We start from the raw sequence: 15346 nt of genomic DNA, 5'->3' as shown, positions 1-15346 counted from the left end.
GGATTTTGAATGGTAGGACTATTTGGAACTCTGGGGACTGCAACCAGTGGCATGTCAGCTAATCAAGTCGCATTGCAGACCAGCAGTCATAATATTGCTAATACAAATACAGACGGCTACTCCAGACAGCGGGTCTTGCTGCAGACCAGTACACCATATAGCCTGACAGGTGTCGGGACCCTTGGAACCGGAGTACAATCGGGCGGAGTAGAACGGATTGTCGATGATTTTGTTCGCGGACAAATCAGAGACAGCAACTCGCAGTATCAATTTTCTAACCAAAAATCCGATAGTTTGGGACAATTAGAAGACATGTTTAACGAGCCTTCGGATAATGGACTGTTGGCACAGATGTCAACACTGACCAGCAGTTGGACTCAGCTTGCTAACAATCCGGAATTAGGAACGGATAAGACACTTGTGGTGCAAAATGCCAGTACTTTTGCAGATACCTTGCGCGCAATGGCAACAAATATCAACCAGTTAAAAGACGATACAGTGGACAGTACGGCAAAGGGAGCACTGGATTTTAACGAAAAGGTCAAACAATTACAAGACTTAAACGAGCAGATTTATAAGCTGACAAGTCAGGGAGAAACACCTAATGACTTATTAGATTCACGCGATTCAGTCCTGAAGGATCTTTCCGGTCTTGCAAGCATTACGGTCACAACAGATAAATTCGGACGGGCTTTCGTACAAAGCGGAGGGCAAGATATCCTGACTGCCGATAGCCGGGCCACACTTAGCGTAGTTATAGGCAGTCAGGATGGACAAAGTGTGATTGCTGCAGGCGGAGATGCTGTTAACGGTAAGACCACACTTTCAGCTTCTTATCCGCAAGGGACGATTTTACTTACAAAAGAAGGCACAGATGGACAGTCTGAGTACAGCCAGCTTGAAATGCCAAGTGGGACACTCGGAGGCCTACAGGATTCAATCAATGAGATTCAGGATAGGCTACAGGAGCTGAATGATTTTGCAGGAACGGTTGCTAAAACCACCAATCTGATCGTTACTGACGGTGAACAGAGTACAAGCGGCTTCTTTGAAATAGGCGCTGATTCTGCCAGTTATGCCCAGAATTTTCAAGTCAGTGAAGCAGTCATGAACGATCCGACTTCAATTGCGGCTGGAAAAACTGGTTCGGCTGGAGACGGCAGCCGGGCTTTGGCACTTTCAAAGCTTTCGACTGCTAAGTTCGGTTATCCTGTTTCTGATGAAGAGCTCTCCAGCTATGATCCGGATACAATGCAGTTTACACAGGAAACAACCGGCAAAAACTTTGCAGACGCATTTAATAACATGGTTACTAAAAACGGAATCTCCAAGCAGCAAGCCGACAATACTTCTGCTGCTCAGCTTTCTGTCTTGAATCAGCTGGAATATAAAAACGAGTCGACGTCGGGAGTTTCCTTGAATGAAGAGATGTCGGATGTCATTCGCTTTCAGCAGGGATTCCAAGCTAACGCGCGGATTTTATCTGTTGTTTCTGAAATGCTTGATACACTGATTAATAGAACGGGGGCTTAGCAGGATGAGGATTTCAAGTAACATGACATACAGTGATTTTTTGCAGAATTTGACTGCTAACTCCAGCAAGGTACAAAAATCAATGGATCAGCTTTCAAGTTTTAAAGAAGTCAGCAAGTCTTCTGATAACCCCTTGCTGGCTTCAAAAATCATGAACCTTAACACTTCGATTGCGCAAAATTCGATGTATTCAAATACAATCTCAGACTCAGTTTCCTGGTCGCGTGTTCAAGATTCTGCGCTCAGTAACGTCAGCGACTCGCTTTCACGAATTCGTACACTGATTCAGTCTTCTGCGAACGCTTCTTCCGGAACAGACGAAGTACAGGCCAACAAGGATGAGATTCAGCAAAGTATCTTGGAAATGGTTGATACATTGAATACCAACTTTGACGGGCGTTACGTTTTCGGGGGAGAAAACACGACCACTGTACCCTTTGAAGTTGAAAAGGGAACTAATGGTGACATTACCGGAATCAAATACAATGGGACCGCTCAGGATCTGCCGCGTGAGATTTCGAATGGGGTCTCAGTTAATCTTGTTGCTAACGGGCAGCAGCTGTTGAATGAAACTGGAACAAGTACACAGCCGCAAAATCTGGGTACCTACTTTAATAGTCTGATTTCTGCTCTTAATAATGATGATAAAACTGCTCTTTCAGGAGATCTTTTACAGGGGATTGATAATTACAATGATAATTTTGTAGCAGTTCGCTCACAAGTCGGAGCATTAGAGAATCGTTTGACTGCCGCACAGTCTCGTAATGATACTGAAAAAGCCAATTTAACTGAGGAACTTTCTAATAAACAAGACGTTGATGTGGCACAAAAGTACATGGAATACCAAAATCAGATGACAGCCTACCAGGCAACACTGGCAATGGGAACCAAGATTATGCAGACAACCGTGTTGAACTATATGAATTAGTTACATAAAAGATAATAAACAAATAAAAGAAGCTGGAGCAAAATTGATATTTTGGTCCAGCTTCTTTGTACTCTATTGCAGTTTTTTCCTGTTAACGTGTTTCATAGGCAGCTTTTTTGTTTGAATAAATAAAAGCATTAATTTCCGGCAGTAAAGTGCTGAATGCCTGGGAAACAGCTTTTATTGCGATAAAATTGCGGTGAAAAAATAACTTGTACAAGTTTTATTTTATTTCTTTTTAGGAAAACTATTAAACATCTCTGGGGGCGGCCGATAAATATAACATAGGGGATAACCCCAGGAAATAAAATGTAGCAACTTAAATGGAGGAGTTAAACATGAGAATTAACACAAACGTTTCTGCAATGAACACTTTACGCAGCTTGACTGCTGCAACAACTGCTAAGAGCGATTCTTTAGCTAAGTTATCATCTGGTTCAAGAATCAACAAAGCGGGCGACGATGCAGCCGGACTTGCAATTTCAGAAAAGATGAAAGGCCAAATCGGCGGCTTGGGTCAAGCAACACGTAACGCTCAAGATGGAGTTTCTTTGATCCAAACAGCTGAAGGTGCTTTGAACGAAACTCATAGTATCTTGGGCCGCATGCGTGATCTCACAGTTCAAAGTGCCAATGGAACGTTAAGTGACGATGATCGTTCTGCTATCAATAAAGAGTTTAGTGCATTAAGTTCAGAAATTGATCGTATCAGTAACACGACTGAATTTAACACTAAAAGTTTATTAACTGGAAAAGCAGATGGAAGTAATCAGTCCTTTACATTTCAAATTGGGGCTAATGCTGGTCAGACCATGTCAGTTGAGATTGGTAATATGAGCGCTTCAGCGTTAGGTGTCACAGGTTTAACATTAGGCCAAGCAACCGATCCAACTAAAACTACTGAGTACACTACTGCTTTTGAAGGTACTACTGAAGGAGGAGCAGCAAAAGCTCTTTTAAGTAGCACAACTAGCTTAGATTCAGACAAAAATTACAAACTTAATGGGGAGGGCACAGCTTATGAGGAGTCTGCGGATGAAGATGCACTTTCAGCAGATGCAGCTAAAGCAGATGCTCAGGCTAAGTACGATGCTGCTAGTGAAACCTATGCAAAAACAGAGGAGGGCTCAAGTAAAATAGAGGAAATTAACGGTGAAATTAAAGCTGCTGACCCTATTACAAAAATTGATGCTGCTATTAATAAGGTGTCAGATCAGCGTGCACAACTTGGTGCAGCACAAAACCGTTTGACCCATACCGTTAATAACTTAGGCACCACAGAAGAAAACCTTTCGGAAGCTAACTCACGTATTCGTGACGTTGATATGGCTGAGGAAATGACTAACTTTACCAAGTCTAACATCTTGACACAGGCCGCAACTTCAATGCTGGCACAGGCAAATTCAATGCCGAACTCAGTTTTGAGCTTGTTACAAAGCTAATCACTAACATATTAATAATCAGCTTTTTGCAAAAGTCGATTGCCCACTGGGACAGTCGGCTTTTGCACCATACATAATTTAATTTAACGGAAGAAGGGTTGAAATGGAGCTTAATAACGTACAGCCAGTTGATAATGTGCAGAAGCTGCAGCCGATTGAACCGCAAGCGCAAGCCAATATTGGCGACTTCGACTTCGCAAGCCTTGCAAAGGATCTCCTTGCTGACCAAGGGAAAATACAGGATTCTATGGAAAAAGCGGTTAAAGTACAAAGCATTCAAGAAAAAAGTAAAGGCGTTGAACTTGGCGAAGAAGAATTACGTCAGGCTGTATCAAAGATGAATAAGCGGCTTTTAGGCCGGGATACTAAGCTGGCTTTTAAAATTCATAAGCGTACTGGGCGCACGTATGTTGAACTGCTGGATATGCGTACAGAAAAGGTTCTCCAGGAAATTCCTTCTTCCAAGATGCTTGATGTAATTGGTAAAATCTGGGATCAGATGGGGATTGCAATTGATAGGAAAGGATAGTGAGATAAGATGGCAAGTATTACCACTGATGGAATGAGTGCAACGTTGGGGCAATATTCAGGTATCACTGCTGATGATATCGAACAGCTGCTTCAAGCAGATTCTGCGGGTAAAACACGGGCGCAAACCCAGATTACGACGTTGACGGATCAAAAAACTGCTTGGACAGACGTTAAAACCCGGTTGGCGAACTTCTTGACCAAAGTGCAGGCACTTGAATCCGACAGTGCTTTTCAGACTAAGAATGCTACGACTTCAAACAGCCAGATTGCTTCCATTTCAGGAACAACAGCGGCTGCAGAAGGAACTTATGATCTGAAGGTCGATCGCCTTGCTACTGCTACAAAAATTGTGGGTGAACAGAATACAAAAGGAACGAAGACAGCCCTTGATGTTACTGGCACCCTAACACTTAACAGTGCGCAGAAAAGTGATGACGGCAGCAGTAAAACTTTTGCTATTAACATCGAAAGTACAGATACGCTCACTAACATTGTTGATAAGATTAACCAGCAGACCAAAGATTCACATGTTAAAGCAGGCATCGTTGATAACCGGCTGGTGCTGAATAATACCGATATGGGTGCTCAAGACATCAGTGTTAGCGGCGATGCAGCTGAATCTTTAGGCTTAGGGTCGAAAGCAGCGACCACTACAGGACAGACAGCACTTTTTGAACTGGATGGACTGCAGGTCGAACGCAACAGCAATACTGTCAGTGATGCTGTTGAAGGTACGACCTTTACCTTAGCACAGGTCAGCGATACTCATGTGACTCTGTCCTTGCAAAATGATACTTCCAAGACAGTCTCAGCAGTCAATGACCTTGTCAGCCAGTATAATAGCATGATGAGTTTAATCAGTGACGATCTTTCTGTCGGAGACCCAAGTAGCTCGGACAACACTACCGGCAAGCTGGTTGGCGATAGCGAATTGATGCGCTTGCAGACATCTTTGCGTAGCCTGATCACGACGCCGACTGTCAGTGGCACAACGCTGAATCCTGATGCTGTGGGCATCTCTTCTGTTGATCGTGATGGCACGTTAGGGTTAGACCAGGACAAGTTGAATGCCACCCTTGCAGCTGACCCGGATGCCGTTAAGAACTTCTTTTATAATGCGACTAAAAGTGTGACTGGAACCGTGACTTCTGCAACCGGGTATGCCGCAGGGTTGGATGATCTTGCTAACAAGTACCTTGCAGATACTTCAACCAATAAAGGTGTGATTGCCAGCAAAACTGCCGGTTTTGACTCGAGTATTAAGGATCTTAACAGTCAGATTGATAGTTTTAACACAATGCTGGCCGCAAAAAAAGATTATTACGTTGATATGTTTACCCGTTTGGATCAGGCAATGATGGAAGCACAGTCCCAGTTGAGTTACTTCACGAGTACAACTTCGACTACAACTGATTAGGCTTTAAAGTGGAGGACGGTTTGATGAATCAAAAAGAAGAAAAAGAAAAAGCTTTGCGTACGCTGCTGGCTGTTTTGAAGTCGTGGGACGGGCATAGCGTAAAACAGGCTGAAGAGGTACTACAGCAGGCAAGACAGTTAATTTCTGAAAATACAGGTATTTCAGTAACGGAAAATGATACTGAACTGCAGCAGCTGACTGCACAAGTGGTTGCACAGTACGGTGAATTGACTGTAAATTTGCAGAAACAAAAAAATGCAGTTGCACAGCAGATTCAAAAACTAAACCGTCCAAGCAGTATAGTCAGTGCTTACCTGCAGCAGGATAAAGGCGCCGCCCTGATCGACGTTGATTTTTAAAGGAGAGTTTAATAGTGGGTTATCAAGATGTAAGCAATAGTTATTTAAAAAACCAAGTGATGAGCGCTTCACCGCAGAAACTGATCGTTTTGCTGTATGAAGGTGCGATTAAAAATCTTAAAAGAGCAGAACTTGCTTTGAACGAACAAAATATGCTGGCAGCTCATCAGCAGTTGATTAAAGCCCAAGATATTATTAGTGAGCTGCGTAATGCACTTAACGAGAATATTGAAAGCCAGCTGCCCCAAGAGCTTTCCCAGTTGTATGATTTTATGGAGCGCCAGCTGGTAGCTGCGAACATTAATAAGGATAAAGACCTGATAGTACCTGTGATCAAGATGCTGGAAGAATTGTTAACAGCTTGGAAGCAACTTAAGATTAACGATTAGATGGTATTTCAGTATTAAAAAGCTGTAAATAGCTGTTAGCAATCTGTCAGCAGATCGAAAGCCAAAATTAAATTTAAAAATTTTCAATATGCCTTATCAAAAGAGTGCCAATAGTCGTAGCGAAAAAAGCTGACTATTGCAACACGATTAATGGGTATATGCAGCTTAAAATAAGGGACTGAGCCAAAAGTTAATCTTTGACTCATGTCCTTTTTTCTTGCTCTTAATTGTAAGCTGCAAAATTGTCTTTTCAGCTAAAAGTATGTTATTCTATGAATGAATTAAAAATATTATTCATTCATAGAAAGGATCACTTTGATGGATAAACAAGGATTGCTGGCTGCAGCAAGAAAAACATTTCTCGCCCAAGGCTACAAAAACACAAATGTTAGCCAGATTACAAAAGCTGCCGGAATTGCAACCGGCTCGTTTTACAAGTACTTCAACTCAAAAAAGGAAATTTTCCTTGCCGTTTACGTTGCAGAAAATAACCTGATGCGTCAAAAATTGATGGAAAAGCTTACAGCTCAGGTTGACCTCATAGAAGGAGTTGATTATTTACTGGACTTTATCTTCCGCCAAGTAAAAGGTAATAATATTTTACTTGAATGGTACAAGCCGGAACTCGGTACGCTGTTGCATGAATATTATGCACGCGAAGACGCAGTCTATCCTTTCGGTGATTATCTGCAAAGGTGGCTGCAGCAAAAAACTGCTCTGCTGAGATTGACCGCCGAACAGCAAAATAAGCTGCAAAAGTTAATGTTATTTGTCAGCTATCTTGATACGGTGTTTGACAGCCGAGGATTCATGGAGCAGACAGAAATGCTGCGTGCCCTTGTTAAGGAATACTTGAAAGCTGTGATTGGAAAGCAGAACTAGTTTCAAAAAAGGAGGAAATGATGAAAACTATTTTAATATGGCTGGGGTTCTTTATTGTGATACTGCTTTTAGTTGGAGGCGGGTTTGCTTTATGGGCGCAAAAGTCTGCGCGCAGAATTGATGTTAACAGCCTGAAGTTTGAAAAACTGCAGACGTCTTCACGCAGCTTAAGTCCTCAGCTGCAAAACATCGAACTTAAAGTCAGAACAGCGAGAATATTTATTGAAGAGGGAACTAAGCCTAAAGTTGATTTAGAAAATATCCCAGCTTCCCAATTTAAAGTGACAGCTGCCAAGCAGCAGCTCATAATTACGCAAAAGGATTATTTCTCCCATCGCCTGGAGTTGGGAAAGTCCGCAACAATCCGGATTACGCTTCCGGCCGGCAAGTCTCTGGAAGAACTTAGTGTGGATCAGCTGAACGGCTTGCTGAAATTAAATAAAATAACTGTTCAAGATCTTACAATCGACCATCGCAATGGTACGAGCTTAGGACAAAATTTGATTCTTAAAGGTAGTGGAGAAGTTAAAAAGCGCAATGGCACGACCGTATTCAACAACTTAGCTGCACCGGGCTTAAAAGTTTCGATAAAGACCGGCACCTTTAAGTTAAACGGGCAGAGGAAAGCGGCCTCTAATCAAAATTATGATGACCACCAGACAAAACAGCTCAAGATTGTTAGCGGAACAGGTCAAGTTAGAGTTACAACGAGATAAGTTTACTGGTGAAAAAGAGTGCCAGTCATTAGATTTTGAGTATTAACTATGAATTACGAACATGGTCGAATTTGATTATGTGTAACTTGCCGTTGAGCGAAAAAGACTGACTATTGCAACACGATTAATGGTATATTCAGCTTAAAATAAGGGACTGAGTCAATTTTGACTCAGTCCCTTGTTAAATTTAAATAACTATTCGTTTTCAGTTTTTCGCGGCCATAACGCGAACTTCGGCCGGGGCATCACAATTAAGATCAAGAGTGCCATCAGGTAATCAAAATAAGCATTTACGAAAGACAGGTCAGCAACATAACGGATAGAAAGGTAAAATGCAGTGATCAGCAATGCGATAACGACGCGCAGGTCTTTGTTATTCATAGTAATGCCCCCTTTTCATAACTAAATGATAACGGTTTATTTTTCAAAAAACAATTTTAAGCTGCCTTTTACATGCATTTTCCTGTAAGGTAAAATAAAAGCAGGGCTGGACTTAATTAAGTATCTTTTTGGGGGAACTTCGCTTTTGAATATGAAGTCCAAAATACTGCCGCATCGAGGGAAAAAGAAAGGATATTTCTGTTTTTTTGAAGACAGCCGCCCCTTGTATTTGAGCAGCAAATATCTTAAACTAGTACTAGTGTGTGAAACATTTTTTGTTTCACAAAAAACAGTAGCCGAGAGAAAAAGAGGACCAAAATGACACCAGAAGAATTTACACAAACATTGGCAAAAAAGAAAATCGTGCTCACACAAAAACAGCAGGAACAGTTCAATAAGTACTTCAAACTGCTGGTAAAGACCAACTCCAAGGTCAACTTGACCGCGATTACGGCTGAAGGAGACGTCTACCTTAAGCATTTTTTTGATTCGCTGCTGCCTGCGTTAGCAGAGCCGCGTTTGCAGACCCTGCCGCTGCGGCTATGCGATGTCGGTGCCGGAGCCGGTTTTCCTTCAATTCCCTTAAAGATCTGTTTTCCACAGCTGCAAGTGACAATTGTAGATTCCCTGAATAAACGAATCGCATTTTTGCAGGAACTGGCAGAAACACTGGGATTAGAGGGAGTTTCATTCTACCACGCTCGTGCAGAAGAATTTGCAAGTGCCAAGAGTGAATTCCGTGAAAGTTTTGATGTTGTGACTGCCCGGGCGGTAGCGCGGCTGAACATCCTTTCTGAGCTGTGTCTGCCGCTTGTTAAAATAGGCGGAGACTTCGTTGCACTCAAGGCGCAAAAGGCGCACAGTGAACTTGCCGAAGCGCAGTATGCGGTAGAACTTCTGGGAGGCAGCTTTAAAAGCGATAGCAAGCTGCTACTGCCGGAGACCGGCGATGAGCGTCATCTGATTGTCTTTGAAAAGGTTAAGGAAACACCAAAAAAATATCCCAGAAAACCAGGGATGCCGGCTAAAAAGCCGCTGAAAGATTCAGCTTCTAGGGGGTAGAAATCGTGGGTTTTTCACTTTTTAATAAAGGGAAAAAAGATAAAAAAAATGAACAGCAGGTAGAAAAGCTTGCACTGGCGCAGATCGTACCCAATCGTTTTCAGCCGCGCCGGGTTTTTGACAACGACAAACTGGCAGAGTTAGCGCAGACAATTAAGGACCATGGTCTGCTGCAGCCGATTATCGTGCGCGAATACGAACCGCAGCATTATGAGATCATTGCAGGAGAACGCCGCTTCCGGGCAGCTGGTCTTTTGGGCTGGGAAAAGATCCCGGCAATCATCAAGCAGCTTTCAGACACCGAGGCTGCTTCTCTGGCGGTAATTGAAAATCTGCAGCGCGAAGGATTGAGTGCGATTGAAGAGGCCAAAGCGTATCAGGAGTTGATGGAACTCAACAAATTAACGCAAAACCAGCTTGCACAGGCGATCGGAAAGAGCCAGTCATTTGTAGCTAATAAGCTAAGACTGCTCAAACTGCCTGAATACGTGCAGCAGGCGATTATGCAGCGTAAAGTCTTAGAGCGTCATGGGCGCAGTGTATTGGGACTCCCAAAAGAAGAGCAGATATCTGTCATTAAAAAGGTAATTGCCCAGCAGCTGACTGTTAAAGATACTGAGATACTCATCAAACAGATACAGGATAGTAAAAAACAGCAGCCTAAAAAAGCAAATAAAAAAAGAGCCAGGGGAATGCTGCATGATACCCGCATAGCTGTCAATACAATTAAAAAATCTGTTAAAATGATTAATGATAACGGTATGAAACTGAAAACACATGAAGAAGACGTACCAGGATTTCATAGGATCATAATTGAGATCCCCGTTGATAAGCAAAATAAAGAATAGGATAGCAAAGTGGGGGAAATTTCATGGGAATTGTAATTGCTTTGGCAAATCAAAAGGGCGGCGTGGGCAAGACAACTACCAGCGTTAACCTGGGGGCTTGTTTAGCAGATCTGGGCAAAAAAGTTCTACTGATCGATTCTGACGCACAGGGCAATGCCACAAGCGGCGTCGGGATACATAAAAATAAAATTGAAAAAGATATTTACGATGTTTTGGTCAATGACTATCCGCTTGAAAAGACGATCATTGCAACTAATCATAAGGGACTGGAGATTGTTCCGGCCACGATTCAGTTATCCGGTGCCGAGATTGAATTAACATCGCAAATGGCACGCGAATCGCGTCTGCTGGATGCAATCAAGCAAGTCAAAGAAAAGTATGATTATATCTTAATCGACTGTCCGCCTTCTTTGGGGCTGCTTACTATCAATGCTTTCAGCGCAAGCGACTCGATTCTGATCCCAGTGCAAAGCGAGTATTATGCACTTGAAGGCTTAAGCCAGCTGATGAATACCATTAGGCTTGTTCAGAAACACTTTAACCCTGAACTTTCAATTGAAGGGGTCTTAATGACAATGTTGGATGCACGTACCAATCTCGGTACACAGGTCGTTGCTGAAGTACGGAAATTCTTTAAAGATAAGGTTTATCATACAATCATTCCGCGGAATGTCAGGCTGTCTGAAGCACCCAGCCACGGCATGACAATCGTAGATTATGACCCTGCTTCACGTGGTGCTGCGGAATACAGGGCCTTAGCAAAGGAGGTACTTGCTGATCATGGCGAATAAGAATAATAAAGGATTGGGGCGCGGAATCGAAGCTCTTTTTCAAGAATTCGAACAGCCCGAAGATAATGAAGAAGTTGTTACAGAGCTTGATTTAAGCCAGATCAGACCTAACCCGTATCAGCCGCGTAAGTCGTTTGATGAAGCGGCGCTTGCTGAATTAACAGCCTCAATTAAAAAGTCGGGTGTTTTCCAGCCGATCATTGTCCGCAAGTCAACTGTTAAGGGATATGAAATCATTGCAGGCGAGCGGCGTTTCCGGGCTTCAAAGCTAGCTGCCAAGAAGAAGATTCCTGCAATTGTACGTCAGCTTGACGAGCCGAGTATGATGGAGATTGCGGTGCTTGAAAATCTGCAGCGCGAAGACCTGACACCTCTTGAAGAAGCTGAGGCATATAATACACTGATGGACAAGCTGAACTTAACGCAGACACAGGTTTCTGAACGGCTCGGTAAAAGTCGGCCGTATATTGCTAATTACCTGCGTTTATTGGGCTTGCCGCACGAAGTTAAACAAATGCTGCAGGCTCAAAAGCTTTCAATGGGGCAGGCAAGAACTCTGCTGGCGCTCAAAGATAAACACCAGCTGGTTTCTTTAGCTAAAAAGACGGTTGCAGAAAAGCTGACCGTCCGGCAGCTGGAGCAGCTGATTACCCGGATGAACGGGATAGGCTCGAAGCAAAAAAAGGAAATTAAACAAAACCCTGCGGCAATTTATTATCGCCGCAGCGAATCAGCTCTGCGCGAGAAGTTTGGCACGAAAGTTGCAATTAAGGGTAATTCCAGGAACGGCAAGGGCAAGATCGAGATTGATTACCTGACAACAACTGACTTTAATCGTATTTTAGATATTCTTGGGATTTCAATCGATTGATCTGAGTGGAGGATGAGCAAATGCAGGCAGAATACGGATTGCATGATACGGTTGAGATGAAAAAACAGCATCCTTGTGGTACAAACCGCTGGGAGATCATCCGTGTCGGAATGGATATCAAAATCAAATGTACAGGATGCGGCCACCTTATTATGATGCCGCGGCGGGAATTCAACCGTAAATTAAAAAAAGTTTTGGAAAAAGCTGAACCAAAAGATAATGAGTAGGAAAGAGTGAATTAAGAAATGTCATTAACAGCAGGAATCGTGGGTCTGCCCAATGTAGGAAAATCAACTCTGTTTAACGCAATCACAAAAGCCGGTGCAGAGATGGCAAACTATCCCTTTGCGACAATTGACCCCAACGTAGGAATGGTGGAAGTACCAGATCATAGGCTTAATCGTATTGATGAGCTGATTCCAGCAAAAAAAGTGATCCATACAACTTTTGAATTTACTGATATTGCTGGGATTGTCAAAGGTGCCAGTAAAGGAGAAGGCCTTGGCAACAAGTTTCTTGAAAATATTCGTCAGGTAGATGCAATTGTGCACGTTGTGCGTGCTTTTGATGATGATAACGTGACACATGTCAACAACAAGATTGATCCGTTGGACGATATTGAAACGATCAACTTGGAACTGACTCTGGCCGACCTTGAGAGTATCAACAAGCGTTATGAAAGAGTTGAAAAAGTTGCTCGGACAAAGGATAAGGAAGCTCTGGCTGAATTCAATGTCTTAAAAAGAATCAAACCTGTCTTGGAAGCCGGCAAACCCGTGCGTTCATTGGAATTTGATGAAGATGAGCAAAAAATCGTCAAGGGCTTATTCCTGCTGACTTCTAAACCGGTTCTTTATGTAGCCAATATTGCAGAAGATGACATGGCTGAGCCGGAAAAGGTGGCTTACGTACAGCAGATTCAAAAATATGCACAGGCAGAAGGCGCAGAGACGTTAGCAGTCAGTGCAAAAACAGAAGAAGAGATTGCCCAGCTTGACGAAGGCGATAAAAAGGACTTCTTAGAAGCTGAAGGAGTTGAAGAGTCAGGTTTGGATCGGCTTATCAAAGCTTCTTACAAGTTATTAGGACTGGCGACTTTCTTTACGGCAGGCGGCAAAGAAACGCGTGCCTGGACTTTTAATAAGGGGATGAAGGCTCCTCAGGTAGCGGGCATTATTCATTCGGATTTTGAACGCGGCTTTATCCGTGCAGAGACAGTTTCCTTTGCCGACCTGGATAAATACGGCAGTATCGCTGCTGCTCGCGAAGCTGGAAAGCTGCGTCAAGAAGGTAAAGAATACGAAGTACAAGACGGAGATATCATTGAATTCAGGTTCAACGTTTAAAGCGGATAAAAAAGGTGGGAGAATCAGTGGGACAAGACAGCAATGAAAATGAGAATAAAAAGCGTAATGAAAATGTCGCCAAGCAGCAATCAGAGACATTAAAAGAAAAGAAAAGGGAAAGTTTTACAGAGGACAAGGATTCTTTTGCCGGTTTGACCAAGCGAAATGAAGATTATATGTTCAGGCTTAACCGCCACTTAGAAGAAGAGGGGGTTTCTGAAGAAAAAAGAAAAGAAGCAATCGAGCAGATGACAGTTGAACTGCTCGAAAAACAAAAGCAAGGGGTTGTAGCTGCAAAGTATTACGGGACAGTCAGCGAACGCGCACAGGAAATTATTTCCGGACCTAAAAAGGTTCAGGCCCCGCCTGCTTTTTGGAAAATTGCACTTGATAATGGGTTGATGATTTTTACACTCTTTTGTGTGATGTATGCAGCACTGACCCAGTTTGCTGTTAAAACCGGACAGACTAACAGCGGCATCTTAACGCTGGTTGTGACCTCAGTTTTTGCCGGTGTCGGAATGGCTTACTTTTATCGGATTGCTGCTCAGCGCCGCAGCGGAGCTAAAAAAATGCCGTTTTGGAAGGTGATCTTGTTGTCGCTGATCTTCATGGTAGTCTGGGTAGCAGTTTATACTATTACGGATAATATTCCACTTCTGAACAGACCTTTGCCGGTAATAGCTTATGCAATTCTTGCAGTTTTAAGTTACGGCTCGCGCTACCTTTTGAAAAAGAAGCTCAATATTCCTTCTAAACCTTTCTAAGGTTTCAAACCCTTTTTTGTTTGACAACCGGACAGTGAATCGTTAAAATAAAAAGCGTACTTTGGAGGTCGGTTTTGGTCCGGCTTGAATGAACGGAAAATAATTTTTGGAGGAAGACAAGATGATTTCTATGGTTAAGACTTGTATGTGTCGTTGTGCTGAACAGAAGTATAGTTTCTTTCGCGCGGCGTTTCAGGTTGAACATAGAAGTCTTTTGTAAAACTTTTTCTTGTTTTATTTCAAGATATCTTTGTTAAATGCGAAAGAACCCTTGCTTCTCTTAGGCAGAAGTAAGGGTTCTTTTGTATTTTTAAGACTGGTTTCCTTTGCGGCACTAAAAAAGAGTTTTAAATTTGAAAGGTCGTGTTTATAGGCATGTGGGATATTATCACAAATGCGCTGCCTCAACTAATTGCAGCTGGATTAAAGTATACAATCCCGATCGCAATCATTTCTTTTTTGATCGGGTTGGTACTTGCTTTGTTGACTGCATTGGTCAGGATTTCAAAGAAAGGCGGAGCATTTTATGTACTTAAGGCAATTGTCCGTTTCTACGTCTGGCTTTTCCGCAGTACTCCCCTGCTAGTCCAGCTCTTTATTGTTTATTTCGGGTTGCCGTATCTTAAAATCAGCGGACTTGCGCCTGAGGGGATTAAACTGACACCGCTTGTCGCTGGAATATTGACTTTTTCTTTGAATACAGGGGCTTATTGTTCAGAAACCATGCGTGCAGCGATCCTTTCGATTCCTAAAGGACAGTGGGAGGCGGCTTATTCAATCGGAATGACCAGAGCACTGGCATTGCGCAGGATTATCCTGCCGCAGGCTATCCGGGTTTCACTGCCGCCGCTTGCTAACAGTTTCATCAGTTTAGTAAAAGATACTTCGTTAGCAGCTTCGATAACTATCGTTGAGATGTTTGAGGTCAGCCAGCAGATTGCGGCGCAGAACTATCAGCCGCTGGTGATGTATTGTTTGGTAGCAGCGTTATATGCAGTTGCCTGTTCGCTTTTGTCTTGGCTGCAGGGTTACCTGGAGAAAGTCACTTCACGCTATGTTTCAAACGCTAATTAGGAAAAGGAG

Annotated in this window: 18 protein-coding genes; 17 read left to right on the top strand and 1 reads right to left on the bottom strand. The window is 42.9% G+C overall.

Annotated features, from left to right (window positions below; genetic code table 11):
* Window positions 1-9: 9 nt before the first annotated feature.
* The 9 genes from flgK to FD46_RS03570 all read left to right on the top strand — a co-directional run bounded on the left by flgK (window position 10) and on the right by FD46_RS03570 (window position 8197).
* The gene (flgK, locus tag FD46_RS03610) at window positions 10-1533 is read left to right on the top strand and encodes a flagellar hook-associated protein FlgK (protein ID WP_057895822.1); all 1524 of its coding nucleotides are present in this window, start codon (window positions 10-12) and stop codon (window positions 1531-1533) included.
* Between the two features lie 4 nt (window positions 1534-1537).
* Entirely contained in the window at window positions 1538-2461 is a 924-nt protein-coding gene (gene flgL, locus FD46_RS03605) for a flagellar hook-associated protein FlgL (protein ID WP_057895821.1), read from the top strand.
* A 338-nt stretch (window positions 2462-2799) separates the two neighbouring features.
* Window positions 2800-3903, top strand: a complete 1104-nt coding sequence (locus tag FD46_RS03600; RefSeq protein WP_057895820.1) for a flagellin N-terminal helical domain-containing protein — start codon at window positions 2800-2802, stop codon at window positions 3901-3903.
* A 103-nt stretch (window positions 3904-4006) separates the two neighbouring features.
* The gene (locus FD46_RS03595; protein WP_057895819.1) at window positions 4007-4432 is read left to right on the top strand and encodes a flagellar protein FlaG; all 426 of its coding nucleotides are present in this window, start codon (window positions 4007-4009) and stop codon (window positions 4430-4432) included.
* Between the two features lie 9 nt (window positions 4433-4441).
* Window positions 4442-5851 carry a flagellar filament capping protein FliD gene (gene fliD / locus FD46_RS03590; protein WP_057895818.1) on the top strand — a complete coding sequence of 470 codons (1410 nt, stop codon included), beginning with the start codon at window positions 4442-4444 and terminating at the stop codon, window positions 5849-5851.
* Between the two features lie 23 nt (window positions 5852-5874).
* Window positions 5875-6210 (top strand): helix-turn-helix domain-containing protein, encoded by a 336-nt coding sequence (locus FD46_RS03585; RefSeq protein ID WP_057895817.1) that lies wholly within the window; start codon window positions 5875-5877, stop codon window positions 6208-6210.
* A 14-nt stretch (window positions 6211-6224) separates the two neighbouring features.
* Complete coding sequence (gene fliS / locus FD46_RS03580) at window positions 6225-6599, top strand: flagellar export chaperone FliS (RefSeq protein WP_235805548.1); 375 nt, start codon at window positions 6225-6227, stop codon at window positions 6597-6599.
* Between the two features lie 318 nt (window positions 6600-6917).
* Window positions 6918-7481: a TetR/AcrR family transcriptional regulator gene (locus tag FD46_RS03575; protein ID WP_057895816.1), complete on the top strand. Its 564-nt coding sequence runs from the start codon at window positions 6918-6920 to the stop codon at window positions 7479-7481.
* 20 nt (window positions 7482-7501) lie between these two features.
* Window positions 7502-8197 (top strand): DUF4097 family beta strand repeat-containing protein, encoded by a 696-nt coding sequence (locus FD46_RS03570; protein WP_057895815.1) that lies wholly within the window; start codon window positions 7502-7504, stop codon window positions 8195-8197.
* Between the two features lie 195 nt (window positions 8198-8392).
* On the opposite strand, the gene FD46_RS03565 is transcribed toward FD46_RS03570, so the two are convergent.
* Window positions 8393-8578, bottom strand: a complete 186-nt coding sequence (locus tag FD46_RS03565) for a hypothetical protein (RefSeq protein WP_057895814.1) — start codon at window positions 8576-8578, stop codon at window positions 8393-8395.
* Window positions 8579-8896: 318 nt separating this feature from the next.
* Between FD46_RS03565 and rsmG the strand changes: the two genes are divergently transcribed.
* The 8 genes from rsmG to FD46_RS03525 all read left to right on the top strand — a co-directional run bounded on the left by rsmG (window position 8897) and on the right by FD46_RS03525 (window position 15337).
* The gene (gene rsmG, locus FD46_RS03560) at window positions 8897-9640 is read left to right on the top strand and encodes a 16S rRNA (guanine(527)-N(7))-methyltransferase RsmG (RefSeq protein ID WP_057895813.1); all 744 of its coding nucleotides are present in this window, start codon (window positions 8897-8899) and stop codon (window positions 9638-9640) included.
* 5 nt (window positions 9641-9645) lie between these two features.
* On the top strand, window positions 9646-10488 hold the full coding sequence (gene noc, locus FD46_RS03555; protein ID WP_057895812.1) for a nucleoid occlusion protein: 843 nt from the start codon (window positions 9646-9648) through the stop codon (window positions 10486-10488).
* Window positions 10489-10511: 23 nt separating this feature from the next.
* Window positions 10512-11279: a ParA family protein gene (locus FD46_RS03550; protein WP_057895811.1), complete on the top strand. Its 768-nt coding sequence runs from the start codon at window positions 10512-10514 to the stop codon at window positions 11277-11279.
* On the top strand, window positions 11269-12150 hold the full coding sequence (locus FD46_RS03545; protein ID WP_057895810.1) for a ParB/RepB/Spo0J family partition protein: 882 nt from the start codon (window positions 11269-11271) through the stop codon (window positions 12148-12150). The genes FD46_RS03550 and FD46_RS03545 overlap by 11 nt, the downstream gene beginning before the upstream one ends.
* Before the next feature lie 20 nt (window positions 12151-12170).
* The gene (locus FD46_RS03540; protein ID WP_057895809.1) at window positions 12171-12377 is read left to right on the top strand and encodes a DUF951 domain-containing protein; all 207 of its coding nucleotides are present in this window, start codon (window positions 12171-12173) and stop codon (window positions 12375-12377) included.
* 18 nt (window positions 12378-12395) lie between these two features.
* Window positions 12396-13496: a redox-regulated ATPase YchF gene (ychF, locus tag FD46_RS03535; protein WP_057895808.1), complete on the top strand. Its 1101-nt coding sequence runs from the start codon at window positions 12396-12398 to the stop codon at window positions 13494-13496.
* Window positions 13497-13522: 26 nt separating this feature from the next.
* On the top strand, window positions 13523-14263 hold the full coding sequence (locus FD46_RS03530) for a DUF1129 domain-containing protein (protein WP_157047083.1): 741 nt from the start codon (window positions 13523-13525) through the stop codon (window positions 14261-14263).
* Window positions 14264-14638: 375 nt separating this feature from the next.
* A complete protein-coding gene (locus FD46_RS03525) occupies window positions 14639-15337 on the top strand; it encodes an amino acid ABC transporter permease (protein WP_057895807.1) in 699 nt (232 codons plus the stop codon).
* Window positions 15338-15346 lie beyond the last annotated feature (9 nt).

The organism is Liquorilactobacillus oeni DSM 19972 (assembly GCF_001436275.1).
Taxonomy (GTDB): domain Bacteria; phylum Bacillota; class Bacilli; order Lactobacillales; family Lactobacillaceae; genus Liquorilactobacillus; species Liquorilactobacillus oeni.
This window is presented reverse-complemented; position numbering and strand designations above follow the sequence as displayed.

Coding starts and splice junctions, on each gene's coding strand:
- flgK (WP_057895822.1), top strand. CDS start 10: ATGGTAGGACTATTTGGAACTCTGGGGACTGCAACCAGTGGCATGTCA.
- flgL (WP_057895821.1), top strand. CDS start 1,538: ATGAGGATTTCAAGTAACATGACATACAGTGATTTTTTGCAGAATTTG.
- FD46_RS03600 (WP_057895820.1), top strand. CDS start 2,800: ATGAGAATTAACACAAACGTTTCTGCAATGAACACTTTACGCAGCTTG.
- FD46_RS03595 (WP_057895819.1), top strand. CDS start 4,007: ATGGAGCTTAATAACGTACAGCCAGTTGATAATGTGCAGAAGCTGCAG.
- fliD (WP_057895818.1), top strand. CDS start 4,442: ATGGCAAGTATTACCACTGATGGAATGAGTGCAACGTTGGGGCAATAT.
- FD46_RS03585 (WP_057895817.1), top strand. CDS start 5,875: ATGAATCAAAAAGAAGAAAAAGAAAAAGCTTTGCGTACGCTGCTGGCT.
- FD46_RS03575 (WP_057895816.1), top strand. CDS start 6,918: ATGGATAAACAAGGATTGCTGGCTGCAGCAAGAAAAACATTTCTCGCC.
- FD46_RS03570 (WP_057895815.1), top strand. CDS start 7,502: ATGAAAACTATTTTAATATGGCTGGGGTTCTTTATTGTGATACTGCTT.
- FD46_RS03565 (WP_057895814.1), bottom strand. CDS start 8,578: ATGAATAACAAAGACCTGCGCGTCGTTATCGCATTGCTGATCACTGCA.
- rsmG (WP_057895813.1), top strand. CDS start 8,897: ATGACACCAGAAGAATTTACACAAACATTGGCAAAAAAGAAAATCGTG.
- FD46_RS03550 (WP_057895811.1), top strand. CDS start 10,512: ATGGGAATTGTAATTGCTTTGGCAAATCAAAAGGGCGGCGTGGGCAAG.
- FD46_RS03545 (WP_057895810.1), top strand. CDS start 11,269: ATGGCGAATAAGAATAATAAAGGATTGGGGCGCGGAATCGAAGCTCTT.
- FD46_RS03540 (WP_057895809.1), top strand. CDS start 12,171: ATGCAGGCAGAATACGGATTGCATGATACGGTTGAGATGAAAAAACAG.
- ychF (WP_057895808.1), top strand. CDS start 12,396: ATGTCATTAACAGCAGGAATCGTGGGTCTGCCCAATGTAGGAAAATCA.
- FD46_RS03525 (WP_057895807.1), top strand. CDS start 14,639: ATGTGGGATATTATCACAAATGCGCTGCCTCAACTAATTGCAGCTGGA.